General features: G+C 38.8%; 20 protein-coding genes. 9 read left to right on the top strand and 11 right to left on the bottom strand.

Going from position 1 to position 26,325, the window contains the following annotated elements:
• Positions 1–58: 58 nt before the first annotated feature.
• Positions 59–1,060: a type IX secretion system membrane protein PorP/SprF gene (locus ABVM49_RS06145; RefSeq protein WP_035325795.1), complete on the bottom strand. Its 1,002-nt coding sequence runs from the start codon at positions 1,058–1,060 to the stop codon at positions 59–61.
• 309 nt (positions 1,061–1,369) lie between these two features.
• Here ABVM49_RS06145 and ABVM49_RS06140 point away from each other — a divergent pair, with 309 nt between their 5' ends.
• Both ABVM49_RS06140 and ABVM49_RS06135 read left to right on the top strand, forming a co-directional pair.
• Positions 1,370–2,272, top strand: a complete 903-nt coding sequence (locus ABVM49_RS06140) for an iron-sulfur cluster biogenesis protein NfuA (RefSeq protein WP_038597548.1) — start codon at positions 1,370–1,372, stop codon at positions 2,270–2,272.
• A 148-nt stretch (positions 2,273–2,420) separates the two neighbouring features.
• Positions 2,421–5,255 carry a M16 family metallopeptidase gene (locus tag ABVM49_RS06135; protein WP_405203475.1) on the top strand — a complete coding sequence of 945 codons (2,835 nt, stop codon included), beginning with the start codon at positions 2,421–2,423 and terminating at the stop codon, positions 5,253–5,255.
• 99 nt (positions 5,256–5,354) lie between these two features.
• Here ABVM49_RS06135 and ABVM49_RS06130 read toward each other — a convergent pair whose 3' ends face one another.
• From ABVM49_RS06130 to ABVM49_RS06115, 4 genes are all read right to left on the bottom strand, one after another.
• Positions 5,355–6,533 (bottom strand): acyl-CoA dehydrogenase family protein, encoded by a 1,179-nt coding sequence (locus tag ABVM49_RS06130; protein WP_405203474.1) that lies wholly within the window; start codon positions 6,531–6,533, stop codon positions 5,355–5,357.
• A gap of 58 nt (positions 6,534–6,591) precedes the next feature.
• Positions 6,592–7,410: a tRNA1(Val) (adenine(37)-N6)-methyltransferase gene (locus ABVM49_RS06125; protein ID WP_405203473.1), complete on the bottom strand. Its 819-nt coding sequence runs from the start codon at positions 7,408–7,410 to the stop codon at positions 6,592–6,594.
• Positions 7,410–7,934: a ribosome maturation factor RimM gene (gene rimM / locus ABVM49_RS06120; RefSeq protein ID WP_038597557.1), complete on the bottom strand. Its 525-nt coding sequence runs from the start codon at positions 7,932–7,934 to the stop codon at positions 7,410–7,412. Before rimM ends, ABVM49_RS06125 begins: the two co-directional genes overlap by 1 nt.
• A gap of 105 nt (positions 7,935–8,039) precedes the next feature.
• Entirely contained in the window at positions 8,040–8,558 is a 519-nt protein-coding gene (locus tag ABVM49_RS06115; protein WP_035325802.1) for a 30S ribosomal protein S16, read from the bottom strand.
• Between the two features lie 131 nt (positions 8,559–8,689).
• Between ABVM49_RS06115 and ABVM49_RS06110 the strand changes: the two genes are divergently transcribed.
• From ABVM49_RS06110 to dnaE, 3 genes are all read left to right on the top strand, one after another.
• Positions 8,690–9,502, top strand: a complete 813-nt coding sequence (locus ABVM49_RS06110) for a DUF6252 family protein (RefSeq protein WP_405203471.1) — start codon at positions 8,690–8,692, stop codon at positions 9,500–9,502.
• A 216-nt stretch (positions 9,503–9,718) separates the two neighbouring features.
• The gene (locus ABVM49_RS06105; RefSeq protein ID WP_405203470.1) at positions 9,719–10,165 is read left to right on the top strand and encodes a PA2169 family four-helix-bundle protein; all 447 of its coding nucleotides are present in this window, start codon (positions 9,719–9,721) and stop codon (positions 10,163–10,165) included.
• 202 nt (positions 10,166–10,367) lie between these two features.
• Complete coding sequence (gene dnaE / locus ABVM49_RS06100; RefSeq protein ID WP_405203469.1) at positions 10,368–14,759, top strand: DNA polymerase III subunit alpha; 4,392 nt, start codon at positions 10,368–10,370, stop codon at positions 14,757–14,759.
• Here the strand turns inward: dnaE and ABVM49_RS06095 are convergent.
• The gene (locus ABVM49_RS06095; RefSeq protein WP_035325807.1) at positions 14,756–15,154 is read right to left on the bottom strand and encodes a hypothetical protein; all 399 of its coding nucleotides are present in this window, start codon (positions 15,152–15,154) and stop codon (positions 14,756–14,758) included. The two genes, dnaE and ABVM49_RS06095, sit on opposite strands and share 4 nt — an antisense overlap.
• Before the next feature lie 244 nt (positions 15,155–15,398).
• On the opposite strand from ABVM49_RS06095, the gene ABVM49_RS06090 reads away from it, so the two are divergent.
• Genes ABVM49_RS06090 through ABVM49_RS06080 form a run of 3 tightly spaced genes read left to right on the top strand, consistent with a single transcriptional unit; the run spans position 15,399 to position 18,193 of the window.
• Positions 15,399–15,560, top strand: coding sequence for a hypothetical protein (locus ABVM49_RS06090; RefSeq protein WP_375252135.1), 162 nt, complete (start codon positions 15,399–15,401; stop codon positions 15,558–15,560).
• 45 nt (positions 15,561–15,605) lie between these two features.
• Positions 15,606–17,516 carry an ATP-binding protein gene (locus ABVM49_RS06085; RefSeq protein WP_405203468.1) on the top strand — a complete coding sequence of 637 codons (1,911 nt, stop codon included), beginning with the start codon at positions 15,606–15,608 and terminating at the stop codon, positions 17,514–17,516.
• Between the two features lie 11 nt (positions 17,517–17,527).
• The gene (locus ABVM49_RS06080; protein WP_035325810.1) at positions 17,528–18,193 is read left to right on the top strand and encodes a response regulator transcription factor; all 666 of its coding nucleotides are present in this window, start codon (positions 17,528–17,530) and stop codon (positions 18,191–18,193) included.
• 401 nt (positions 18,194–18,594) lie between these two features.
• On the opposite strand, the gene odhB is transcribed toward ABVM49_RS06080, so the two are convergent.
• Together odhB and ABVM49_RS06070 are read right to left on the bottom strand one after the other, a co-directional pair.
• Positions 18,595–19,845, bottom strand: coding sequence for a 2-oxoglutarate dehydrogenase complex dihydrolipoyllysine-residue succinyltransferase (odhB, locus tag ABVM49_RS06075; protein ID WP_405203466.1), 1,251 nt, complete (start codon positions 19,843–19,845; stop codon positions 18,595–18,597).
• 69 nt (positions 19,846–19,914) lie between these two features.
• The gene (locus tag ABVM49_RS06070) at positions 19,915–22,662 is read right to left on the bottom strand and encodes a 2-oxoglutarate dehydrogenase E1 component (protein WP_405203465.1); all 2,748 of its coding nucleotides are present in this window, start codon (positions 22,660–22,662) and stop codon (positions 19,915–19,917) included.
• 111 nt (positions 22,663–22,773) lie between these two features.
• On the opposite strand from ABVM49_RS06070, the gene ABVM49_RS06065 reads away from it, so the two are divergent.
• Positions 22,774–23,313 (top strand): hypothetical protein, encoded by a 540-nt coding sequence (locus ABVM49_RS06065; protein ID WP_035325813.1) that lies wholly within the window; start codon positions 22,774–22,776, stop codon positions 23,311–23,313.
• A gap of 16 nt (positions 23,314–23,329) precedes the next feature.
• On the opposite strand, the gene ABVM49_RS06060 is transcribed toward ABVM49_RS06065, so the two are convergent.
• From ABVM49_RS06060 to ABVM49_RS06050, 3 genes are read right to left on the bottom strand one after another with little or no spacing between them, the layout of a single operon-like run.
• On the bottom strand, positions 23,330–23,614 hold the full coding sequence (locus tag ABVM49_RS06060; RefSeq protein ID WP_405203464.1) for a YciI family protein: 285 nt from the start codon (positions 23,612–23,614) through the stop codon (positions 23,330–23,332).
• Entirely contained in the window at positions 23,615–25,738 is a 2,124-nt protein-coding gene (gene scpA, locus ABVM49_RS06055) for a methylmalonyl-CoA mutase (protein WP_405203463.1), read from the bottom strand.
• The gene (locus ABVM49_RS06050; protein WP_405203462.1) at positions 25,731–26,324 is read right to left on the bottom strand and encodes a hypothetical protein; all 594 of its coding nucleotides are present in this window, start codon (positions 26,322–26,324) and stop codon (positions 25,731–25,733) included. The genes scpA and ABVM49_RS06050 overlap by 8 nt, the downstream gene beginning before the upstream one ends.
• Position 26,325: the final 1 nt, after the last annotated feature.

Raw genomic sequence — 26,325 nt, 5'->3', positions numbered from 1 at the left:
CATCAATTTGATGAGGCTTTTTTATTGTGATTACGCTTTCGCGAAAGCTAGATAACAGTTAATTTATTGCAGGGCAATTACAGTCATAAGGATCTTTATTTACTCCTAAATTAAGACCTAATGTAATCTGGTGGAAACCACCATTAGTGAGCACTACAGAGTTGCTCTGGTAAGAGTATGTGTAACCAAAAATAAAGCGATCATACATTCCTCCTATAAAAGGTGTAACGTATTGTAATTTTTGTACATCTACAGTTTCACCGTTGGTTGTAAACTCTGCTCCGTCAAAACTTCTTCTATATGATAAACCTCCCCAGAGACGTCCCCAGTCAAGTTTATAATATGCTTTTGCATTTACATCTAGTGTAGCTTCACCCGTTTGCTCTGTTGCTTGAAACATTACAGATGGCTCAAAACTCCAGTCTGTATAATTAGGTGTTACCGCATATGCCATTGAGACTATATAGCGACGCTGGTTGTTAGGCTCAAAATTTTCACTGAAAATATCACGCTTTGCAGGTATTGCATTCTTAACTGTAAAATGTGCAGAGAAGTCTAAAAAGTTATAAGACATTCCAAAATCTACATTTAAGTAAGAATCGCTTTGCTCTATTCCGGAAATTACTGGATCAAAATCTGTGAGGTCAAAATTAGTCTCGTCTAGTTTACCCTGTATTATACCAGCGCTTATACCAAAAGAAAGCTGGTTAAGATCTGCAAAGCTACGACCTAACATTAAGTGATAAGCAAATGTTGCATAAGCACCTTGCTGAGAAAAGTATCCATTTCTATCATTAAAAAGGATACCTCCTACACCTATTTTCTCACCTACTCGACCATTCATACTAACCGTTTGTAATGCTGGTGCATCATCTACTCCTGCCCACTGGCCACGAGCAGTTCCTCTTAACTTTGTGGTTTGAGAAGCTCCTGCCATAGATGGGTGTAATAAATACAGGTTATCTTGTAAGTAATCAAGGTATACAGGTATTCCCTCTTGTGCAATAGCATATTGCGCAAAAAACAAGGCTATTAGAAAGTAGGATTTCTTCAAACTCATAGGTTTTTCGTTTTCTATACAACAGTAAATCGCATTGGATATTGCCCCTTGCGACTGCAGTCTATTATTTTTTAAGTAAGGCCTACAAAAGATTTTACTTCCGTAGCTCTCAAATATATGACTTTTTACAATACATATCCTTAAATATGAAGTGAACTCATATCGGGAGATACTATTACAACAGCATATTTACCAAAATATAATACTAGTACAATTAAAACTAATAACATCGTCCCTAGTACTCATTCATATACTATTCTATAACATTTTAAGGCTCATCTTCCCTACCTTTGCAAAAAAAGATCACCTATGGCAACATATAATATATCTGTAGAGGGAACATCAAATCCTGCAATCAAAAAATTTCAAGCAGATCAATTTCTTGTTAATCACAATAGCTACGAATTTAAAAATATAGATGAGGCTGCAAACTCTCCACTTGCACAGCAACTGTTTTACTTACCTTTTGTAAAAACTGTTTACATCGCACAAAACTTTGTCGCGATAGAAAAATATAATATCGTAGAGTGGATAGATGTGCAGCAAGAAGTTGCAAACCAAGTAGAAGATTATCTTAATGATAACGGGCTTGTAATTATAGAAGATGTTGCTGCCAAAAAAATACCAGTAACAGTATATGCAGAGTCTACGCCTAACCCGTCTACTATTAAGTTTGTAGCAAATAAAAAGCTGGTAACAACCTCTTTTGAGTTTAAAAGCATTGATGATACTGCAAATGCACCTATGGCTAAGGCGCTTTTTCACTTTCCATTTGTAAAAGAAGTGTTTTTTGATGAAAATTATATCTCAGTCCAGAAGTATGATATGGCAGAGTGGGATGAGGTTGTAACAGAGACACGTGAATTTATACGTGACTACATTCAAGATGGAAAAGAGATTGTAACTGCTGAGCAGCTCAAAACTCCTCAACAAGTAGACGCCATCGCCGAGGAAAAGTTTGAAACTCTAGATGACGTTTCAAAAGAGATTGTAAATATTATAGAAGAATATGTAAAACCTGCCGTTGCTAGTGATGGAGGTAATATTGTTTTTAAACACTATGATGAGAAGACTCAAAACGTCTCGGTAATTTTACAAGGTGCTTGTAGTGGTTGTCCCTCTAGTACGTTTACACTTAAAAACGGAATAGAAAATATGCTTAAGCAAATGTTACCAGGTAAGATTAATATGGTAGAAGCTATTAATGGCTAGAAAACACTCCTTCTAAATATAATGACCCTAATACTTCACTAAGAAGTGTTAGGGTTTTTTCTTATAATTTTTCTAAAATTATTGGACTCTATTTAAATAACTAGTACTTTGCTAGACAATCATTTAAAAATTAAATTCATCAATCATTATGAAAAAAACATTAGCCTTATCATTAGGCCTTTTGTTAAGTGCTGGCGCGTTGCTAGCTCAAAACAACGGAGACTTAACAACATCTCAATCCATCCCTACATCAAAAATCCCTGTAGATCCTAAGGTAAAAGTAGGAACGCTCTCAAATGGACTTACCTATTACATACGTGATAACGGGAAGCCAGAAGATAAAGTAGAACTTCGTCTGGCAGTAAATGCTGGTTCTATTATGGAAACAGAAAGACAACTGGGACTTGCTCACTTTATGGAGCATATGAACTTCAATGGAACAAAAAATTTCAAAAAAAATGATCTTGTAGATTACCTTCAGAGTATAGGAGTAAAATTTGGTGCAGATCTTAATGCTTACACAAGTTTTGACGAGACTGTTTACATCTTACCTATCCCTAGTGATGATCCAGAAAAGTTAGAAAAAGGCTTTCAGATTATTGAGGATTGGGCACATAACACTACACTATCTGAGGAGGCAATAGATGGAGAACGTGGTGTTGTACTTGAGGAGTTGCGCTTACGTCTAGGTGCAGATGAGCGTATGCAACGTGAGACGCTACCAAAACTTATGTACGGCTCAAAATATGCTGAGCGTCTTCCTATAGGCACAAAAGAAAATCTTGAAAATTTTACATATGACGATGTCCGGGATTATTACAAGACCTGGTACCGTCCAGAACTAATGGCCGTAATTGCTGTGGGCGACCTGGATGTGGCTACAATGGAGCAAAAAATTAAAGAGCATTTTGGTAAAATACCAACTTCAGAAAATGGGCAAGAACGTAAAAGCTATCAACTCCCTAACCATAAAGAAACACTAATAGCAATTGCTTCAGATAAGGAAGCGGCTTTTAGCCGTGTGAATGTGATGTATAAAGATCGTAAAAATGCAGAGCCTTCTTTAACTATATCAGACTTTAGGGAAGGTCTAGTGCGCAATCTTTTTTCTCAGTTAATTAATAATCGTTTAAATGAACTAAGAAACAGCGCTCAACCTCCTTTTGTTTTTGGATTTTCTTATTACGGCGGCACTTATGCACGCACAAAAAATGCATATCAATCTATAGCACAAACCAGTGCAGAAGGACAGCTTAGGGGACTTAGAGCTCTATTACTGGAAAATGAGCGTGTAAAGCGTTATGGCTTTCAGCAAAGCGAGCTTGACCGTGCAAAAAAGAGCATTATTGCTCGTTTAGAAAAATCGTATAACGATAGAGACAAGCTAGAAAGTGGTCGTATAGTAGGGCAATACGTAAGCAATTACCTTAATAATCAACCTATCCCGGGTATCAAGTGGCAATATGAAAACACTAAAGAATTATTAAAAGGAATTACTATTAAAGAAGTGAGTGAGCTTATTACTTACTTTTTACACGATGATAACCGTGTAATCACCCTCACTGGGCCAGAAAAAGAAGGTCTAACTCAAGTAACAGAAGCACAAGTACTCGCCCTTATTAAAGAGGTAGAAAATGCAGAAATCACAGCCTATGAAGATGAGGAGATACGAAGCTCACTTATTGAGAAATTGCCAGCTCCTGGAACAATAGTTTCTACTATAGAAGATAAAGATCTAGGAACTAAGACTATGACACTTTCAAACGGTGCAAAAGTAACGATCAAAAAGACAGACTTTAAGAATGATGAAATTCTATTTTCTGCTTATAGCCCTGGAGGAACAAGCTTATATTCTGATGAAGAAATGATAGCTACAGCCTTTGCAAACCAAGGACTTTCACAAGCTGGAATAGGTGGACTATCACTTACCGATATGAGTAAATTTATGAGTGGCAAAATTGTTAATGTGTCACCTTTCTTAACAAAGGGAGCCGAAAACTTTAGAGGATCTGCTGCACCAAAGGATCTGGAAGTACTTTTCCAGATGGTACATTTATACTTCACAGACCTCAATAAAGATGAGGAAGCATTCAACTCTTTTATTTCAAAACAAAAAAGCTTTTTAGGTAACCTAATGGCAAATCCCAATTTCTATTTCCAGAGTGAAGTAGCAGACAGACGTCAAGAAGGAAATCCGCGTTATTCCGGTTTCCCAACCCCAGAAAAGTATGATGCAGCAGACTATAATCTCGCTTATAAAAAATACCAAGAACGCTATGCAGATGCTGGTGATTTTCACTTCTTCTTTGTGGGTAATGTAGATGAGGAGAAGGTTTCCGCTTTCGCGAAAGCGTACTTAGCACCTCTACCAGGTTTAGGAAGTAACGAAGATTATATTCCAACAAAATTTAGAGAGAAAGATGCTTATGACAAATTTGTTGTAAACCGCGGTAAAGATCCAAAAAGCTCGGTATCTATAGCTTGGAGAGAAGAAATGGACTATGACCCAGATACAGAGATGGCTGTTAAAGCATTAGGAGAGGTTCTCACAATTAAGCTAGTTGAAAAACTACGTGAGGAAGAAGGTGGTGTTTACGGTGTAGGTGCTAGAGGGTCGTTAAGTAAGATTACTTTTTCTGATATGGATTTTAGTATTTCTTTCCCTTGTGGCCCAGAAAATGTAGAAAAACTAACGGCTGCCGCTCTCGCCGAAGTTGAAAAAATTAAAAAAGACGGCGTGACTCCAGAAGATCTTGCAAAGGTAAAAGAGACCTACTTAGTACAGCATAAAGAGCAAGTAAAAACTAATAATTTCTGGCTCACCAGTCTTGTAAAGAAGTATCAAGAAGATCGTGATGACAACTTTATTCTTGGCTTTGAAAATGCGGTAGCAAAACTAACGGCAAAAGATATTCAAGGCGCTGCACAGCGTTTTCTAGATGACAAGTATTTTATATCTATCCTTATGCCTGAGGAAAACTAAGCTCACTAGTTTTAAACTTAAAAACCCAATCGTTTTACACCGATTGGGTTTTTTTATGCTTCTGTTAAAGAGTTTTAAAAGTTACTCTATAGAGTAATACTATTTAAAAGCATTCTCTCCTGTAATATCAAGCCCTGTTATAAGCAAGTGTATGTCGTGCGTACCTTCATACGTGATTACACTTTCTAGGTTCATCATATGGCGCATAATACTATACTCTCCTGTAATACCCATACCACCTAGCATCTGGCGTGCCTCACGAGCAATTTTTATAGCCATCTCGACATTATTACGTTTTGCCATAGATATTTGTGCAGACGTAGCTCTATCTTCATTTTTGAGCTGTCCTAGTCTAAAAGCTAGTAATTGTGCCTTTGTAATCTCTGTAATCATTTCTGCAAGCTTCTTTTGCTGCAATTGGAAAGCGGCAATAGGCTTCCCAAACTGGATACGCTCTTTTGCATAACGCAATGCAGTATCATAACAGTCCATTGCAGCCCCTATCGCTCCCCAAGCAATACCATAACGTGCCGAATCAAGACAACCTAATGGCGCTCCTAATCCAGATTTGTTTGGCAATAAATTTTCTTTAGGCACTTTTACATCTTGAAAGATAAGCTCACCAGTTGCACTTGCTCTAAGTGACCATTTATTGTGAGTCTCTGGAGTAGAAAATCCTTCCATTCCTCTTTCTACTATAAGACCGTGTATACGTCCTTCTTCATTTTTTGCCCACACTACAGCCACATCACAAAAAGGGCTGTTTGAGATCCAAAGTTTTGCCCCGTTTAAAAGATAATGGTCTCCCATATCTTTAAAGCTTGTGACCATTCCACTAGGGTTAGATCCGTGATCTGGTTCTGTAAGTCCAAAAGATCCCATAAACTCACCAGAGGCTAGTTTCGGTAAAAACTTGTTGCGCTGCTCTTCAGAGCCATATTTCCATATAGGATACATCACTAGTGAAGATTGTACAGAGGCAGTAGATCGCACACCAGAGTCACCACGCTCTATCTCTTGCATAATAAGACCATAAGAAATTTGATCTAAGCCAGCTCCGCCATATTGCTCAGGAATATATGGTCCAAAAGCACCTATCTCTGCTAGGCCTGGAATGATCGATTTTGGAAACTTTGCATCTTGCGCTGCTTGTTCTATTATAGGTGATACGTCACGCTTTACCCAAGCGCGGGCAGCATCACGTATTAATTTATGTTCTTCGGTAAGAAGATCGTCTAGATTATAATAATCTGGAGCCTCAAAAAGATCTGGTTTCATAGCTTAGTTTTTTGCATCGTAAAAGTAGCGAAAACGTTTTCAATGCCCAAAACCTAGCTTACATTTTGATATAGAAGTCTTTAACTAGTGAGACATATGCGTCAGTATAATCGTGACGTGACTTTTCGATAATAAGCGTTGTTATCTCTGCGGGACTTTGCTGGGTTACGCTTTCGCGAAAGCGGTCTTCACCATCTACCACTTCTTTATCTTGAAAAGCAAATGAGAAAGACATAAGACTGCGCTTTACGGGTGCGTCTGGGGTTCCTTTTACTCTGGTAATTCTTGTAGGCACAAGTTGCGCTCTTGAACATAGCAAAATGAAATCTTCCTCACGCTCATAAGGGATTATCACGTTAAATGCACCTTCTGGCAAAAGCAGCTTTGCCACCGCTCCCACAAGTAATTCAAAAGGCATCGCAGACTCAAACCTTGCTTGCTCTCTTGCATCTTGGGCTGCACCATCATTTTGCGACTTTTCTTTTAATGCGTCTTGTGAGGCCTGTGTGAGATCTTCTGTATAAAATGGCGGGTTACAAACTATAAGGTCATACTCATCATCTACCTCTGCCGCAAACTCGTATAAATGTGCGTGGTAACAAAATAGACGATCGCCCCAGTCACTGTTTTCAAAATTTTCGGTAGCCTGCTCATAGGCATTATCATCTAGCTCTACAGCATCTATAGTTTGTGCATCGCAGCGCTGTGCAAGCATAAGTGCAATCACACCTGTGCCTGTCCCAATATCGAGTATGCTATCTGGATATGCCTCTGTAGACGTCCAAGCACCTAGCAAGACACCATCTGTGCCTATTTTCATCGCACAGCGATCTTGAGCGATGGTAAACTGTTTGAATTTAAAGGGTTTTGATGACATTATATGTATAAATCTATCAAGCCTTCAGGTAATTCAAAATGCATTTGCTTGTTCTCGCGGTCTACCTTTTTAATAAAATCATCTACCATAGGGATGAGTACTTGAGAGCCATCACGGTCTATTTCAAAAATAGCCTGTGTATTACTGTCATTTACATAAGTGATGGTACCTATCTCACCAAAAGCTTTGTCTACGGCAGTAAAGCCTACTACCTCGTGGAAGTAAAATTGATCTCCGGTTAACTCTGGCAATAGGTCTAGTGGAAGGTATAAACCAGCTCCTATCATATCATCTGCATCTTCTTCTGTATCTATATCCTCAAATTTTACACGGAGCAGTGTAGACTTGTGTAGTTGTGAAGACTCGATAAAATAAGGCACAAGACTAGGCCCAAAATCGATAAAGACAGAGTCCATATCTACATACTGTTCTGGCTCGTCTGTATCTAGTTTTGCGAGTAGTTCTCCTTTAAAACTGTACTTACGTACTATTTTACCTAGGTAAAAACATTCTTCCTTTTTCATAGGTTGTAAAAATACAATGATATCTTATAAAATAAGAAAACGTCCTAATAATTACATTAGGACGTTTCTGTTACATTTATAAAGCCCGTGGGCTTATAATGCTGTTTACTCTTCAGAGTCTGAAGCTGCTGCTTCTCCCTCTGCACCAGGAGCATCCTCAGCATCTGCAACCACTTCTGGTTGTGCTGCTGCGATACGAGCCTCGTTTACAGCTTTCTCAGCTGCAAGAGCGTCTGCTTTTGCTTTTTCTTCTGCTTTAGAAAGGTCACCTTTCTTAGCTGCTACTTTAGAAGCTTTTTCTTCTAACCAAGCGTTGAATTTTTCTTCTGCTTGCTCTTCAGTAAGCGCTCCTTTACGTACACCACCTGCAAGGTGATTTTTGAGCATTGCTCCTTTGTACGATAAAAGACGTTTTGCCGTCTCAGTAGGCTGCGCTCCGTTTTGTAACCACGTTACAGCTCCATCTACATCTAGATCAATCTGTGCTGGGTTAGTGTTTGGATTGTAAGTACCTATTTTTTCTAAGTATTTACCATCTCTCTTTGCGCGTGCATCTGCTGCTACGATCCAGTAAAAAGGTTTTCCTTTTTTACCGTGTCTTTGTAATCTAATTTTAACTGACATAAAAGTTAATTTGTGGGGTACCCGACCCCTGTTTTTATTTAAGTCTGCAAATATACTACAATTTTTAATCCTTTCGACACGTTATGTCTTTAATATAGAGTACTTTTGCAAAATATTTAAGACACCCCTCAATGAAAGTATTATTTCTTACATTTTTGAGTGTAATGCTCTTTACTTCTTGTAGTACCATAGAAGACAATAGTCCAGCTTTACAAGGAATTAAAGATAGCTTACTCTTTAGAGCAAACGACTCAAGAGCCATTTTTAACGTAGATGGCAGTCTAGTAGTCGCTGGAGAACGCGGCCTTGAAGCTGTAAACATTCTCGTTAATAATCAAAGCCAGAGTCCTGTAACCCTAGGAGGCGCAAATAACACAAACATCGCAACCTATACAGATGAGAACGGCATAGAGTACAGCACTCTTAACGCGCTATCTACCGGAAATTTCACCTATACTCTTAACGGAGACAACAGCCTCTCTGGAGAGTTTAACTTTACGGCATATACAGAATCACTGCAAGACTCTGTTTTCTTTTATAGAGGTATTGCATATCAAGTCCCTATTCTCAGTCCTTTAATGAATGAACCAGAAGTAATTGTACTTCAAAACAACTTTACTGCAAAGGTAAATACGATAACGTTTACTCCTACTATCATAAATAGTTCGGTATCTGGTAATCTTATAACCGTAGTGGGACAAACTTCTACGACATCTCTTGCGTTAAACTTTCCGCTCAACACAATGCCAGGCGACTATTTATTAGGTACAAATCCAGACCTTTCGGCTGGTTATACGGTTCCCAATGGAGTGTCTAATGCTACATCTGGAGAGCTTACCATCATTACAAATGACGCAGCAAATGAGCTTATTGTAGGTACTTTTTCTTTTCAAACAGATGATGGGTTTGACGTAACAGAAGGTGCATTTACTATAAATTACTAAATTTTATTACGCTTTCGCGAAAGCGGAACCACGCACAATACGAGCACTCCACAAGGGGTGCTTTTTCTTTTATGTTAAGTATTTTAAGACACTTAACACAGATTTACGTTAATATGCGCCAAAACTAGCGCTATGAGGTTAAAGGTGGTTAAACCTCTATCCCAAAGCCCTGTCTGCCTGTACCTTTACATCATTACTAACAACAAAAAACATATTATGAGCTATACAGAAGAAGTAGGAAATAAGTTAAACAATTTATTAACCAAGTCATATGATGCAGAAGCTGGCTACAAGAAAGCAGCAGAAAAAGTAAGCAACACAGGACTAAAAAACTTTTTTAATAACCGTGCTCAAGATCGATATAACTTTGGACACGAAATTAAGGAAGAGTTACGCAGTTTTGGCCAAGAAGTAGACAAAGGAACAAGCTTTACAGCAGATGCGCACAGAGCGTGGATGGATGTAAAAGCAGCTTTTACAACAGATAATGACGAAGCGGTTTTAGAAGAAGCAATACGAGGAGAAAAGGCCTCTGTAGAAACATATAACGAAGTACTCGCAGAGACTTCATTACCAAACTCAACAAGAACAATACTAGAAAAACAACGTAATAGCATACAGAATGCTCTTAACGAAGTAAAAACTCTTGAAGAGTGGGCATAATTGCGACATTTTAAAAAATTGGATTTGAAAAAGGAGAAAAATCCCAACCAGTAGGTTGGGATTTTTTTTTGCATCAATTTCTCATCATCAGCCACTTATAACGAGTAATATTATTGTGCATAAATCATTAAAATTTGACATCAATTAAGGGTATATTAAAGAGTAAAATTCTGTACATTTCTTATCCACATTTTTTACGCCTATGTACCTCATTTTTGACACCGAAACTACAGGACTTCCAAAAAACTGGAACGCTCCTATTACAGACTCAGACAACTGGCCACGCTGTATACAGATAGCCTGGCAGCTGCACGATGAGATGGGACAAGTCATAGAGCACCAAGATTATCTAGTAAAGCCAGATGGTTTTGACATTCCCTATGATGCAGAGCGTATACACGGAATATCAACAGCGCTGGCAGAAAAAGATGGAGTCGCACTATCTGAGGTTCTTGAGAAGTTTAATATTGCATTATCTCAAGCGAAATATGTGGTGGGTCAAAACGTAGGTTTTGATACAAATATTATGGGGGCAGAGTTTCACAGGCTCAACATTGGTAACGACCTGCAAGAGCTACCCGTACTAGATACGTGTACAGAAAAAACAGCAACACTCTGCCAGTTACCAGGAGGGCGAGGTGGAAAATTTAAACTACCTACACTTACAGAATTACACAAACATCTTTTTGGTGAAGGTTTTGGAGAAGCCCACAATGCTACGGCAGATGTTGAGGCGACTACGCGTTGCTTTTTAGAACTTATACGCCAGCGTGTTTATACAAAAGAGGAGCTAGATGTACAGCCAGACTATTTCGACAGGTTCTCTCAAGCAAACCCGCAGCCCATTGAGTTTATAGGGCTCAAGCACATCAATCTCAAAAAAGCTTCTGAGCGTATTGCCAAAAAACTAGCTGCGCAAAATGAAGCTCCAGAAATATCACAAACAGAACTAGAAGATAATGCTGCAAAGCTCTCTGAGGTTAAGTTTGCTCATCTACATAATCACTCACAGTTTTCTATACTACAGTCTACCGCTAGCGTGCAAGACATTGTAAAAGCCGCTGCGGCTCAAAAAATGCCTGCAGTCGCTATGACAGATATGGGTAATATGATGGGTGCATTTCACTTTACAAAAGCCGTAAAGTCTCATAACGCAGGTGTCAAAAAAGCAAATGCCGCAGCCGTAGAGGCTGGCGAAGAGCCAGAAGAAGTACCTCTTAAAGCCATTATAGGTTGTGAGTTTAACGTCTGTGTAGACCACAAAAACAAAAGCCAGAAGGATAATGGGTATCAAATAGTGATTCTCGCCAAAAATAAAAATGGGTATCAAAACCTCTGTAAAATGGCTTCTATCGCCTACACAGATGGTTTTTATTATGTACCTCGTATAGATCGTAATGTGATAATGCAATATCGCGATGATCTTATTGTACTCACAGGTAACTTATATGGAGAGGTACCTAGCAAAATACTTAACGTAGGTGAAAATCAAGCCGAGGAAGCCCTCATTTGGTGGAAAGAGCAGTTTGGAGATGACTTATATATAGAGTTAATGCGTCACGGGCAAGAAGATGAGGATAGAGTGATGCCTGTTTTAATTGCGCTTTCGCGAAAGCATAATATTAAAACCGTCGCATCAAATAACACGTTTTACATAGATAAATCTGATGCAGATGCGCACGATGTATTGCTTTGTGTAAAAGATGGAGAAAAAGTAGCTACTCCAAAGGGGCGTGGTCGCGGCTATCGTTATGGCCTTCCTAATGATGAGTACTACTTTAAAAGTGGAGAGGAAATGAAAATCCTCTTTGCAGATGTGCCAGAAGCTATTTTAAATGTACAAGAGGTTGTTGATAAAATTGAACCTTATGAACTTGCGAGAGATGTACTGCTTCCAGCTTTTGACATACCTCAAGAATTTGTATCTCCAGAAGATGCAATAGATGGTGGAAAACGTGGTGAAAATGCTTTTTTAAGACATCTGGTTTATGAAGGTGCAAAAAAACGCTATGGTGAAGAACTCTCAGAAGAAGTTACAGAACGTTTAGATTTTGAGCTTGACGTTATAGAAAAAACAGGATACCCGGGTTACTTCTTGATTGTAGAAGATTTTATACGCGAGGCTCGTAATATGGATGTATCTGTTGGACCTGGTCGTGGATCTGCCGCAGGATCTGTTGCAGCATACTGTTTGTGGATTACAAACATAGACCCGATGAAGTACGACCTACTTTTTGAGCGTTTCTTAAATCCGGATCGTGTGAGTATGCCCGATATTGATATTGACTTTGATGATGAAGGACGTGGGCGTGTAATGCAGTATGTAATAGATAAGTATGGAGCAAATCAAGTTGCACAAATTATTACATACGGTACAATGGCTGCAAAGTCTTCTATACGTGATACCTCTAGAGCACTAGATCTATCACTAGGAGATGCAGATCGTATTGCAAAGCTTATACCTACTATGAGTAAGCTGCGCAAGATATTTGGCAAGACAGATGCAGAGTTGCGTAGTTCTTTTAGATCTGATGATTTACCTAAGGTACAAGAACTTATAAATATAGAGACTCAAGACAATCTAGAAGGGCAAATGTTAAGGCAAGCACGCCAGCTAGAAGGGTCTGTACGTAACACGGGGATTCACGCCTGTGGAGTGATTATCACGCCAGATGATATTACAAATTTTGTACCTGTTGCACTAGCAAAGGACTCAGATCTCTATGTAACACAGTTTGACAACTCTGTAGTAGAAGAAGCTGGATTGCTTAAGATGGACTTCTTGGGTCTGAAGACCCTTACTCTTATAAAGGACACTGTTAAGCTTGTAAAGTATCGCCACAATGTTGATCTGGATCCAGAGAACTTCCCTCTGGATGATGAAAAAACATACGAACTTTTCCAGCGTGGAGATACCGTAGGGATTTTTCAATATGAATCACCTGGTATGCAAAAGCATATGCAATCTCTAAAACCTACCGTTTTTGAAGATCTTATTGCGATGAATGCCCTTTATCGTCCAGGTCCTATGGAATATATTCCCTCTTTTGTAAGGAGGAAGCACGGAGAAGAAGAAATTGAGTATGATCTCCCAGCGATGGAAGAGTACTTAAAAGAGACTTACGGTATTACTGTATATCAAGAGCAAGTGATGCTTCTATCTCAAAAACTTGCCGACTTTACAAAGGGTGAGGCAGATGTACTGCGTAAGGCAATGGGTAAAAAGCAAATTGCAGTTCTTGATAAAATGAAGCCTAAGTTTATAGAACAGGCATCTGCAAAAGGACACGATCCAGAAAAGCTGGAAAAAATATGGAAAGACTGGGAGGCTTTTGCCGCGTATGCCTTTAACAAGTCTCACTCTACCTGTTATGCTTGGATTGCTTATCAAACAGCATATCTAAAAGCGCACTACCCAGCAGAGTATCTTGCCGCTGTACTTTCTAACAATATGAATGACATAAAGCAAGTAACATTCTTTATGGAAGAGGCAAAACGTATGGGACTAGAAGTACTAGGCCCAGATGTAAATGAATCTTTTAGAAAATTTACAGTAAATGATAATGGCGCTGTACGTTTTGGTATGGGTGCGGTAAAAGGCGTAGGTACAGGAGCTGTTGCCACTATTGTAGAAAATAGAAAAGATGGTAAGTACAAATCTGTTTTTGACTTTGCACGTCGCGTAGATTTACGTGCAGCAAATAAGAAAGCCTTTGAGAGCCTTGCTCTAGCCGGTGGTTTTGATGAACTAGACGGCGACACCCACCGAGCGCAGTTCTTTAATGATAATGGTGATGGGATTACCTTTTTAGAAAAAGCTGTAAAGTATGGTGCTCGTTATCAAGAAAATGAAAATAGCTCGCAGGTAAGCCTTTTTGGCGAGTCAAGTGAGGTACAGATTCCTGAACCAGAAGTTCCTCCGTGTGAAGAATGGGGTACAATGGAGAAGCTCAAACGTGAGAAAGAAGTGGTAGGTATATATATATCTGGTCACCCACTAGATGATTTTAAAACCGAGATGGAAACCTTTTGTAACGCAACAGTTAGCCACTTTAATCAGATGGAAGCTTTTGTAAATAGGGAGCTCACCTTTGGCGGGGTGATTACAGATGTTCAACATCGCGTATCAAAAAATGGTAAAGGCTGGGCCGCCTTTACAGTAGAGGATTTTACAGATAGTTTTGAGTTTAGAATGTTTGGAGAAGAGTACCTCAAGATGAGGCACTTCTTAATACCTAATAGTTTTATACACGCAAAGGTCTTTATAAAAGACGGCTTTACTAATAGGGAAACTGGTCGAAAAGGAGATCCTCGCACACAGTTTAATAGTATACAGCAACTTCAAGATGTAATGGAGAATAATGCAAAAAAACTCACCATAAATATTGACATTAATGAAGTAGCTGAAGCTCGTGTAGCCGAAATTAAAGAAATATTAGACCAACATATGGGTAGTGCAAAACTGCACTTTCAAGTCTTTGAACCTAAAGAAAAAATCTACGTAAAAATGCCTAGCAAAAAGACCAAGGTCAAAATTTGCCAAGAACTACTAGATTCTCTAGATCAAAATAAAATACACTATAAGTTAAACTAAGCAACATTACGAGAAGGCACTAGCTCTCTACGTACAAGTATTGTAACTTCTTCTTTATAATTCTCCGTCTGTAGCGTATAAGTAAATGCCTGCGGATTTTTGCTACTCTTAACACCCTGCATACTAGCTTGGTGTAAAAGATAAGTGGCATAATTAGGATACCCTAGATACTTACAAAGCATCTCTATCATCTTTGCGTTAGGGCATAGCTCATCTTCATCAACCCCATCTACATAACTATTGTAATAATTGAGAAGCGTTCTTCTTGAAATTTGATACTTACACTCGCACCATAAACTATTTGCTAGGTGATCTGCCCATTGTGTTTTCGTGTTTCCGGGGGTTTCTGTTTCCGCTTTCGCGAAAGCGGACAAAACAATTTTTCTAAACATCATAATGGTATTTTTTTTCTAATTCATTCTTACATACAAGACTATTAAGAACAGGAAAGGATTTTCCATCGGTTTTCCATCTAGCACTCTTGATAAGCTAGATATTTACGTATCTAAAAGATAATCAGTACACAAAGAACGATAATTGGCAATAGGTTTCATAAAGGAAATCCGTAAAATGCAGCATATTTTTTCTTTATGTAGGTTTATTCTTTCAAAAAAATTATAACCCTGAAACATTAAAATTATGAAAACGACAATTTACATCTTAGCATTTTTATTTATGGGAGTAACTTTTACTGCTTGTACTCCAGATACCGTGGTCGAAGAAAGTGATCGCATAGAAAGCACCTGGGGAGAGGATGATAATGGTGGACAAGATGAGAAAGAAGATGAAGAGGATAATTAGACCTTTTGCATCTTAATATTTTTTACTAATTCGTATATTAGAGGGATGAAACAGTTTATTCTGTCATCCCTTTTTTTACTGTATAGTTTTACGGTTTACAGCACCCTCGCACCTCAGAAATATAATGCTGAGGATAGTTTACTGTACTACAAAAAGTTAAGCCGTAAAAAAAAAGAATCCTACAAAGATAGACTGGCAGCAAATGATAAAGCAATTTACTGGTCAAGACAAGTGTCTGACTCTGTATACCTTGAACAACTAATCTATAGGTGTGATTTGTATTATTATGATAAGCAATACGATCAAGCAATTGCCCAGACTAAAACAGTATTAGACGAAGCAACTAGACTAAAAAGCAAGCGATTTATCGCTCAATCTTATGATAATCAAGGAGATATTTATAAGAAAAAGCAGAATACCTCTGAGGCCTTTACAAACTATGTACACGCCATAGAACTCTTTACTGAGTTAAAGGATAGTATACAGATTATAAAAATTTCAAAAAAAGCGAGCTACATACAAACCAGTCTTGGCGATATGGATGGAGCAGAATATACTATTGTAAATGCTCTTGACTATAGTAACACATTAAAGGAACCTTCAGAAATCTCTTGGTTTTACGACATTCTGGGAAGGGTTTATAGAGAGCGTGGCTTGTGGCAAGAGGCAATACGCTACCATCGTAAAGCATTACAACTTGAGAACAACAAGGGAAGTAAGGCCTCTCTAATTAATAATTATGCCATTACACTATTAAAATCTGGTGATAATGATGGAGCTATACAACAACTAGAGGTAGGGCTTGCTTATAAAGATAGCTTATCACTCAATACATTATACCGACTCAAGGATAACTATGCATTTGCAAAATCACGTGCTGGACACAAAGACGCCATACCCTTACTAGAAGAAGCTTTAAACCTACGAACTAGCATAGATGACATACCAGGAAAGTATGCCAGTCATATACACCTTGCAGAGGCTTATATGACATTAGGAAATACTAAAAAGACTGCATATCACGCACAACAAGCTTATAATATATCTTCTAATGCTAAGAATACTGAAGCTGTTGTAAAAGCTCTCGATTACTTGATCCCCGTAACCAAAGAATCTAATGTTCTTTTTAAAGAATATACAAGCTTATCAGATTCTCTAACTAAAGCGCAAAACAAAGCTAAGTTTGAGTTTGCAAAACTGCGGTATGATGTAGAAAAGGCCGAAGAGCGGGAAAACATAGCCTTACAAAAAATTACGGCCTCACAGTTACGAGAAGAAATTGCTATAAGAAAGAGAAACTGGGCACTAGTAGGCATAGGAGGTCTTTTAATCACAGGTTTAATATTTATACTATACCAAAGAGAACGCTCAAAAAAACAGCGAATACTAGATCGCTATGAAACAGAAAAACGCCTTGCCAAAAAACTACACGATGAGCTTGCAAACGAGATTTACTTAGTTATGAATGAGGTAGAAAACGAAATAAGCTCACCTGCAGTAGCAGATAGACTTGAAGACATTTATAAGTTAAGTAGAGACCTCTCTAGAGAGACTAAGCCTATACAAACAGATGAGAACTTCCCGACAGAGCTTGCAATGAACTTACAAACATATACCTCATCAGAAAGAAAACTAATACTAAGAGGTCTGGAGTCTATAAACTGGAATGTAATTAATCCCGAAGTAAAAATCGAGATTTACAGAGTATTACAAGAGTTAATGACTAATATGAGAAAGCATAGTAAAGCTTCTCTTGTAGCACTAGTTTTTAAGAGTGTAGATAAACTTTTAGAAATTAATTACAGTGACAATGGTAAAGGAGTATCACTATCAAGAGATAATCGCGGGAGCGGTTTGTTAAATACGCAAACCCGTCTCAAATCTCTAGGAGGAGAAATAAAATTTGACTCTGCGGTAGATGAAGGTTTTAGAGCAGAATTATCAATCCCTATTTAATTTACAGTACAATGTTTAAAAAAATACTAGCGGCCGAAGACATAGATAACATAAAACTGGGTGTCTCCTCTATTCTTAAACAGCTCAAAATACCAGAAGTTGTACACGTCGAGTACTGTGATGAAGCCTTTTTAGAATTTAAAATGGCCATTCAAGATAACGCTCCTTTTGACCTTTTAATCACAGATCTCTCCTTTAAAGAGTCTCATCGCAAAGAACGCCTTACCTCTGGAGAGCATCTTTTTAAAGCTTTAAAAGAAGTAGACCCATCCATTAAAGTAATCGTTTACTCTATGGAAGATCACCCACAACGTTTTGACAGCCTCTGGAAGTCGGGCTTGCTAGATGGTTATGTTTGTAAAGATAGACGAGGATTAGAAAATCTTAAGGAAGCCATAGAGCAAGTCGCAAAAGGTGAGAAATACATCTCTCAACACCTTGCAGATAATGTAAAACAAAAAAATCTGGTAGAACTTAATAACTACGACATCGAGCTATTAAGTCTTCTCGCAGATGGGGCTACACAAGATGAAATACAGCATTATTTTAAATCCAAAAATATGAAGCCTTACAGTCGCAGTAGTATTGAGAAGCGACTGCGTGAGTTGCGCACTGAGTTTGGTGCAAAAACTACCATACACCTCATACGCTTACTAGCCGACTTGCGCCTGATTTAAAAAAAGTCAAAAAAAATTAAAAAAAACGCCCAAATAAAGGAAATCCGTAAAATTTTACCTCCATACCATCATATCTTTGTGACTCCCCCGTAGCTTTTTTCATAAGAGGGTTATTATTCAAGATTTTGATGATATTTGAAAAAAGCTATTATAAAACTCTCATTTCTTATAATGGGAGTTTTTATTTTTATGATTACGCAAACCTAAGCTTTCCCCCAACTGAAAAGCACTCATTAAATTTTTTTAATGAGTGTTTTTTTTTTACACAACTCTAAAAACTTATATCAAACAACTTAGTTGCTTTGATTATTAACACTATGGAGACCGCTTTCGCGAAAGCGTAAAAAAGAAAAGCCAACTTATTACAAGTTGGCTTTCATATATTATTATATCCTAATGATTTACATCTCTAGGGCTTTCTTGATATCTCCATCCATAAGAATGTTAATAGGATCTTCTAGTGCTTCTTTTACAGCGACTAAGAATCCTACAGACTCTTTACCATCGATAATTCTGTGATCATAAGATAATGCTACAAACATTATAGGTGCGATTACAATCTCGCCATCTTTTACGATAGGGCGCTCTACGATATTGTGCATTCCTAAGATACCAGATTGTGGTGGGTTTATGATAGGTGTAGATAACATAGATCCAAATACACCTCCATTTGAGATTGTAAAGGTTCCTCCTGTCATCTCGTCTACAGTAATTTTACCATCTCTGGCTCTTATTGCAAGACGTTTTACCTCACTCTCAACCCCTCTAAAAGAAAGGTTTTCTGCATTTCTAATAACTGGCACCATAAGTCCTTTAGGACCTGATACGGCAATTGAGATGTCTTTATAATCAAAAGTGAGCATCTCTTTACCATCTATCATACTGTTTACAGCAGGATACATTTCAAGAGCTCTTACCACTGCTAGTGTAAAGAATGACATAAACCCTAAACCTACACCGTGCTTTGCCTTGAAGTCCTCTTTGTATTGCTTACGCAGGTCAAATATAGGCTGCATATTTACCTCGTTAAAGGTAGTAAGCATTGCTGTTGTATTTTTTGCTTCTACGAGACGCTCTGCAACTTTACGACGTAGCATAGATAACTTAGTACGTGAGTCACCTCTAGAACCTGGTCCTGGAGTTCCCATAGAAGGTGTTGCTTTTACAGCATCTTCTTTAGTCACACGGCCAGCTCTACCTGTACCCGTAACCTGGCTAGCGGTCATTCCTTTTTCATCAAGAATTTTTCTTGCTGCTGGGCTTGGAGTTCCAGATGCGTATGTCTTTTCAGTTTCGGCTGGAGCTTTTTCTCCTGTGTTAGGAGTTGCTGCCTGTTCTTTTTTAAGTTTTTCTTCTACTTTACCATCTCCACCACCTTCGTCACCACCTTCATAGGTGTCTGTTGCCGGCGCCTCTGCAGCAGTATCAATAAGGCACACAACTGCACCTACCTCAACAGCATCACCTTCTTCTGCTTTAAGTGTAATGACTCCACTCATCTCTGCTGGAAGCTCGAGCGTTGCTTTATCACTGTCTACCTCGGCAATGGCCTGGTCTTTTTCTACATAATCGCCGTCTTCAACGAGCCATTGTGCGATTTCAACTTCTGTGATGGATTCTCCCGGTGAAGGGACTTTCATTTCTAAAACCATAATGTTTCTGGTTACGCCATTGTTACTCAACTTACTTAGATGAAGGACGCTGGCGGCTATTAATTGTTACTATTTTAAAGGCGCTTCAAAAACGCTATCTATTACTTTTTTGTGTCTTGCTTTTGATCTTGTACTACTTCCCGCAGCTGGAGATGCATATACACGTCGCGATGCTACTCTAAGTTTTACTTGATCAAAATTCATAAGCATATAACCCCAAGCTCCCATATTTCTAGGCTCTTCTTGTGCCCAGACATAATCTATTACATTAGGATAACTTGCAATAATATCTTCTAACTGCTTTTGTGGCAGCGGGAATAATTGCTCTATACGTACAAGGGCTACATCATCACGTCCATTTTCCTTACGACGCTCTAAGAGGTCATAATAAAACTTACCTGTACAGAATACAAGTGATGTAACCTTCTTCTTATCTACCTCAGTATCATCAAGAACTTCTTGAAAAGAGCCTGTGGTAAGCTCCTCTTTAGTACTCACTACAAGAGGGTGTCTTAATAATGATTTAGGTGTAAAAACTACAAGTGGCTTTCTAAAATTCCACTTCATCTGGCGACGTAGTAGGTGAAAGAAGTTTGCTGGCGTTGTTACATCTGCCATTATGAGGTTATCTGTAGCACAAAGCTGTAGGTAACGTTCCATACGTGCACTAGAGTGCTCAGAACCTTGACCTTCATACCCGTGAGGTAATAACATCACGAGTCCATTTTGTGTTTTCCATTTAGACTCTGCAGCACTTATATATTGATCTAGCATTATCTGTGCACCATTTGAAAAATCTCCAAATTGAGCCTCCCAGATAGTAAGTGTTTTAGGAGCAGCCATCGCATACCCGTAGTCAAAACCTACCACTCCATACTCAGAAAGTAGTGAGTTATAGATATCCATCTTACCAGCTACATCTAGACGGTTGTGTAGATTAATCTCTTCTACATCATCTTCTGTTTTGATAATGGCGTGACGGTGAGAGAATGTTCCTCTCTCTACATCTTGTCCAGATATACGTACATTAAATCCTTCTTCCATAAGAGAACCGTAAGCTAGAAGCTCACCCATTCCCCAGTCTAATTGATTCTTTTCTGTATACTGCTTATTTCTATCTGCAACAATACGCTGTATCTTGCGTATGAATTTTTTATCTTCTGGTAACTTAGTAATACCATCTGCTATAACATCTAGCTTACTTATATCATAGGTAGTATCTACAGGAGTAAGAATATCTTCTCTACTTCCTATCTCATACCCTTCCCAGTCATCTGCAAGAATCTCAGTGATTACTGTTTTATCTCTCTTACGAGATTCTTCAAGATCTTCTTCAAGATCATCTTTATATTCTTTTTCGAGCTGCTTTACATATCCCTTTTCTATAACCCCCTCTTTAAGAAGTCTTTCTGCATAGATATCACGAGGATTTGAGTGTTTTGAGATTGCCTTATATAATAAAGGCTGTGTAAATCTAGGCTCATCACCTTCATTATGCCCATACTTTCTATAACCCAGTATGTCTATAAATACATCACGGCCAAATTGCATTCTAAAATCAAGCGCAAAGGCAAATGCGTGACATACAGACTCTACATCATCTGCATTTACATGTAGTACTGGAGACAAGGTAACCTTACCCACATCTGTACTATAGGTAGATGATCTCGCATCGAGATAGTTTGTAGTAAAACCTACTTGGTTATTTGCTACGATATGTATCGTACCACCCGTGCGATATCCTTCTAACTGTGCCATTTGCACAATTTCATATACAATACCTTGACCAGCTACGGCAGCATCTCCGTGTATAGCAATAGGAAGGATTTTCTTCTCATCTCCTCCTAATTGATTATCTATTTTTGCACGAGACATTCCCTCTATCACTGCTCCTACAGTCTCGAGGTGCGATGGGTTAGGTGCTAGGTCCATACGTATTTTGTGTCCTTTATCGCTTTCGCGAAAGCTAGTCCACCCCATATGGTATTTTACATCTCCATCAAAAAGTTCATCCTCATCATACTCTTTTCCGTCAAACTCAGAAAAGATTGCCTCTGGTGATTTTCCGAAGATATTTGCCAGTACATTAAGACGACCGCGGTGTGCCATCCCTACTACAAATTGCTCAACACCCTTATCAGATCCTCTCTCGATAAGTGTATCCAGACCAGGTATCATAGCGTCAAGTCCTTCTACAGAAAAACGTTTTTGCCCTACATACTTAGAGTGCAAGAAACCTTCAAAAGAAGCTGTTTGATTTAATTTTTTGAGAATATGCCTTTTTTCCTCTTTTGAGAAAGAAGGATGGTTATCATTTTTATTGAGCCAGTTCTGTATCCAAGTAATCTCTTTTGGATTACGAATGTACATATACTCAATACCTATGTGGTCACAGTATATGGCCTCAAGGTGGTTTACAATCTCTTGTAACGTCTTCTTCCCAATACCTAAAATTGAACCAGCTTCAAACTCTGTACTAAGATCAGACTTAGAGAGTCCAAAGTTTTCTATCTCTAGTGTAGGTGCATATTTACGACGTGCACGTACAGGGTTAGTCTTTGTAAAGAGGTGACCTCTGTTACGGTATCCGTCTATTAATTTTACTATTTGAAATTCTTTTTGAATTCCTTCAGGAATAACCACAGTCTCTCCTCCTACATCACCAGTAACCTCTTCTGCACTTTCTAGCCCAAAGTCAAAACCTTGAAAAAAAGCGCGCCAGCTAGCTTCTACACTATCTGGGTTAAGTAAATATTGATCGTAAAGCTCAGCAAAGTAAGCGGTATGTGCGGCATTCAGAAATGAAAATCTATCCATTTGATATTTAAGTTCTGCGTCTTGCGACTTTAGAAAAGCAAAAATACGATAATTAACATTTTTGGACATATAATACCTATATTTATAACAGAGAATTAAGACACTACAGCTATGAAATGCAATTTTTTAGGGATTATACTACTTACGGGCCTCTTTTTTACAATGACAACAACAACCCAAGCGCAAGAGATTACTACAAAACCTAAAAGTGAATTTTGGAGCAAGGTGCGTTTTGGCGGTGGATTAGGCTTAAATTTTGGCCGAAACAATACTAACATTACAGTTGCACCAAGTGCATTGTATCAACCCAATCAATATGTCGCATTTGGACCAGGACTTAATTACACCTATCAAAAATTTGGAGATTTTAAAACAACCCTTGTAGGGGCAAGTGCTATTGTCATTTCAAATCCGCTTGATTTCTTACAGCTTTCTGGAGAGTTTGAGCAACTTCGCGTTTTTCAATCTGTTTCTGGACTACCAGACATTCCAAACTCTTGGAATACTGCACTCTTTCTGGGCGCGGGATACCGTCTCAACGTAGGAGGAAATAGTCTAGGCGCAATCGGGATACGTTACAATGTACTCTTTGACGATAATGATTCTGTTTATGCAGATGCGTGGCAGCCTTTTGTACGTGTCTATTTTTAATACACGTTTACTACTATTATAACTTTGAACCTAGCACAACATTCCACTCTTTGATATCGTAAGAAATAACAATACCATTTTTCACATAAGGGTCTTGTGCCGCGAATGTCTCAACTTGTGATTTGTCTTTTACTTGAAAGATTAGCACACCTGTTTCACCAGGACCTTCTGTAGCTCCACCTAGTAGAAGACTGCCCGCAGCTACAGCTGCTTTTGCAACCTCAAAATGATCTTTGCGATAAGGTGTTCTTTTCTCCAAATAATTTTCTACAAAAGTATATGTAAGGATGTAATATTTCATCTAGTCCATCATAATCTCTAGAAGACCTATCGCCGCCTCACTTATTTTTGTTCCAGGCCCAAAAACTGCTGCGGCTCCAGCCTCAAATAAAAATTCATAATCTTGCTGCGGAATCACCCCACCTACAATCACCATAATATCTGGTCTTCCTAGCGCCTTTAGCTCTTCAATTACTTGAGGCACTAATGTTTTGTGACCAGCAGCAAGTGATGAGACTCCTAGTATGTGCACATCATTTTCTACTGCTTGTTTTGCTGCCTCTTTAGGTGTTTGAAATAGCGGCCCTATGTCCACATCAAAACCTATATCTGCATATCCTGTTGCTACTACTTTTGCTCCACGGTCGTGACCGTCTTGTCCCATTTTGGCAATCATAATTCTAGGACGACGCCCGTCTTGCGTTGCAAATTGGTTTGCGAGTTGTTGCGCTTTCGCGAAAGCGGAATCTTCTTTCATCTCTTTGCTATATACACCACTAAAGGATTGTATCTGCGCTTTGTGACGCCCATAAACCTCCTCTAGTGCATCTGAAATTTCTCCTAGGGTTGCTCTTTCTCTAGCTGCCGTAACCGCAAGTGATAATAAATTGCCATTGCCCTCTCTAGCTGCGTTTGTAAGCGCCTCTAAAGCTTGAGAAACTTTAGCTGAGTCTCTGTCATTTTTAATTTGCTCCAGACGCTTAAGCTGGCCATCACGCACCTTTGTATTATCTACATCAAGTATATCTAGGTGCTCATCTTCTGTAGGTCTGTATTTATTAACTCCTACTATAATATCTTGACCACTATCTATGCGGGCTTGCTTTCTAGCAGCTGCCTCTTCAATACGTAGTTTGGGAATACCAGCTTCTATAGCTTTAGTCATTCCTCCTAGCTCCTCTACTTCTTGAATAAGCTCCCAGGCTTTATGAGCAATATCATTTGTGAGAGACTCTACATAATAACTACCCGCCCACGGGTCTACGGTTTTTGTAATATGTGTTTCTTCTTGTAAGAAAATTTGTGTGTTACGAGCGATACGAGCAGAAAAATCTGTAGGCAAGGCAATGGCCTCATCTAGTGCGTTAGTGTGCAAACTCTGCGTCCCTCCAAAAGCCGCTGCAGCAGCCTCAATAGTTGTGCGCGCAACATTATTAAATGGATCTTGCTCTGTAAGACTCCAGCCACTAGTCTGGCAGTGCGTTCTCAAGGCAAGAGACTTAGGATTTTTAGGATTAAATTGTTTTACAATTTTTGCCCATAACATTCTGGCGGCACGCATCTTTGCAATTTCCATAAAGTGGTTCATCCCTATTGCCCAGAAAAACGAAAGCCTTGGCGCAAAGCTGTCTATATCCATCCCGGCAGCAAGCCCAGTTTTTATATACTCCAGTCCATCTGCTAGGGTGTATGCGAGTTCTATATCACAAGTTGCTCCTGCTTCTTGCATATGGTATCCAGAGATCGAGATACTATTAAATTTAGGCATCTCCTTTGCTGTATATTCAAAGATATCTGAGATAATTCTCATAGATGGTGTAGGAGGATATATGTACGTGTTACGTACCATAAATTCCTTAAGAATATCATTTTGGATTGTACCCGAAAGTAGCGCCGTATCTACTCCTTGCTCTTGTGCTGCAACTATATAAAATGCCATAATAGGCAATACAGCACCATTCATAGTCATAGAGACAGACATCTTATCTAGCGGTATCTGGTCAAAAAGGATTTTCATATCCTCTACCGAGTCTATCGCCACACCTGCCTTACCTACGTCTCCTACTACGCGCTCGTGATCACTATCATAACCACGGTGTGTTGCGAGATCAAAAGCTACCGAGAGTCCTTTTTGGCCTGCGGCAAGGTTTCTACGATAGAATGCGTTACTATCCTCTGCAGTAGAAAAACCCGCATACTGGCGTATCGTCCAAGGTCTTCTTACATACATTGTACTATAAGGCCCGCGTAAGTTAGGCGCCATACCGGCCACAAAATCTAAGTGCTCTAGATCTTGAACATCTTCAGGAGTATAGGTAGATTTTACATCTATCTTTTCGGCAGTGGTTTTTAAAACCACATCTTGTTGAGAACTACTTTTTACTTGAGCCCCAAGGGTGATATGTTGTACGTCTCTTCTACTCATTACTTTCTTGCGCTACTTGCGCTACTGGCGCAAGATGTTGATAAAATGCATCTAGTGCCACATAGAGCGCAGTGACTCTTTGGTCTTTTGCTTGTCTCCCAAAATTACGCATACGTGAGTTGAACAACTTTGGGCTCATAGTATTAGTCTCTACAAGGGCATTTATAGTGGTAGACAGATCTTTATCTTCCATATTATCTATAACACACTGCACTGCAGGATGCTTATAGTTGAGATTACTAGCACCTCCATCTTCAAGCAAAATATTGCGAGCCCGTAATTCTTTATAAATAGCAATCGAGTGACTTGTTGCAACTCTATCAAACTCTGCTGTACCCGTAAAACCTACATATAAGTAGCGGCCGTAAGCACTTACAAGACGTTTTGCCTCTGGATCATATGCCTCTGTAATATCTTGCTCAAATTGATATAGTGCCTCGTTGAGCAACGCACTATCTTCACCACCACAGGTAGTTATACTTTCTTTTTCTGAATGTTGTAGTGCAAGTTCTTTCTTGTTGTCACAAGATATTAGGCTTACAGACAAAAGGAGAACCACTACTACTAGTTGATTAATTTTTATCATA

It is taken from the genome of Dokdonia sp. LLG6352-1 (assembly GCF_045055815.1).
In the GTDB taxonomy this organism is placed as follows: Bacteria; Bacteroidota; Bacteroidia; order Flavobacteriales; family Flavobacteriaceae; genus Dokdonia; species Dokdonia donghaensis.
This window is presented reverse-complemented; position numbering and strand designations above follow the sequence as displayed.

Bases quoted from the DNA above. Each gene is read 5' to 3' on its own strand.
- ABVM49_RS06145 (WP_035325795.1), bottom strand. From the start codon at position 1,060: ATGAGTTTGAAGAAATCCTACTTTCTAATAGCCTTGTTTTTTGCGCAA.
- ABVM49_RS06140 (WP_038597548.1), top strand. From the start codon at position 1,370: ATGGCAACATATAATATATCTGTAGAGGGAACATCAAATCCTGCAATC.
- ABVM49_RS06135 (WP_405203475.1), top strand. From the start codon at position 2,421: ATGAAAAAAACATTAGCCTTATCATTAGGCCTTTTGTTAAGTGCTGGC.
- ABVM49_RS06130 (WP_405203474.1), bottom strand. From the start codon at position 6,533: ATGAAACCAGATCTTTTTGAGGCTCCAGATTATTATAATCTAGACGAT.
- ABVM49_RS06125 (WP_405203473.1), bottom strand. From the start codon at position 7,410: ATGTCATCAAAACCCTTTAAATTCAAACAGTTTACCATCGCTCAAGAT.
- rimM (WP_038597557.1), bottom strand. From the start codon at position 7,934: ATGAAAAAGGAAGAATGTTTTTACCTAGGTAAAATAGTACGTAAGTAC.
- ABVM49_RS06115 (WP_035325802.1), bottom strand. From the start codon at position 8,558: ATGTCAGTTAAAATTAGATTACAAAGACACGGTAAAAAAGGAAAACCT.
- ABVM49_RS06110 (WP_405203471.1), top strand. From the start codon at position 8,690: ATGAAAGTATTATTTCTTACATTTTTGAGTGTAATGCTCTTTACTTCT.
- ABVM49_RS06105 (WP_405203470.1), top strand. From the start codon at position 9,719: ATGAGCTATACAGAAGAAGTAGGAAATAAGTTAAACAATTTATTAACC.
- dnaE (WP_405203469.1), top strand. From the start codon at position 10,368: ATGTACCTCATTTTTGACACCGAAACTACAGGACTTCCAAAAAACTGG.
- ABVM49_RS06095 (WP_035325807.1), bottom strand. From the start codon at position 15,154: ATGATGTTTAGAAAAATTGTTTTGTCCGCTTTCGCGAAAGCGGAAACA.
- ABVM49_RS06090 (WP_375252135.1), top strand. From the start codon at position 15,399: ATGAAAACGACAATTTACATCTTAGCATTTTTATTTATGGGAGTAACT.
- ABVM49_RS06085 (WP_405203468.1), top strand. From the start codon at position 15,606: ATGAAACAGTTTATTCTGTCATCCCTTTTTTTACTGTATAGTTTTACG.
- ABVM49_RS06080 (WP_035325810.1), top strand. From the start codon at position 17,528: ATGTTTAAAAAAATACTAGCGGCCGAAGACATAGATAACATAAAACTG.
- odhB (WP_405203466.1), bottom strand. From the start codon at position 19,845: ATGGTTTTAGAAATGAAAGTCCCTTCACCGGGAGAATCCATCACAGAA.
- ABVM49_RS06070 (WP_405203465.1), bottom strand. From the start codon at position 22,662: ATGGATAGATTTTCATTTCTGAATGCCGCACATACCGCTTACTTTGCT.
- ABVM49_RS06065 (WP_035325813.1), top strand. From the start codon at position 22,774: ATGAAATGCAATTTTTTAGGGATTATACTACTTACGGGCCTCTTTTTT.
- ABVM49_RS06060 (WP_405203464.1), bottom strand. From the start codon at position 23,614: ATGAAATATTACATCCTTACATATACTTTTGTAGAAAATTATTTGGAG.
- scpA (WP_405203463.1), bottom strand. From the start codon at position 25,738: ATGAGTAGAAGAGACGTACAACATATCACCCTTGGGGCTCAAGTAAAA.
- ABVM49_RS06050 (WP_405203462.1), bottom strand. From the start codon at position 26,324: ATGATAAAAATTAATCAACTAGTAGTAGTGGTTCTCCTTTTGTCTGTA.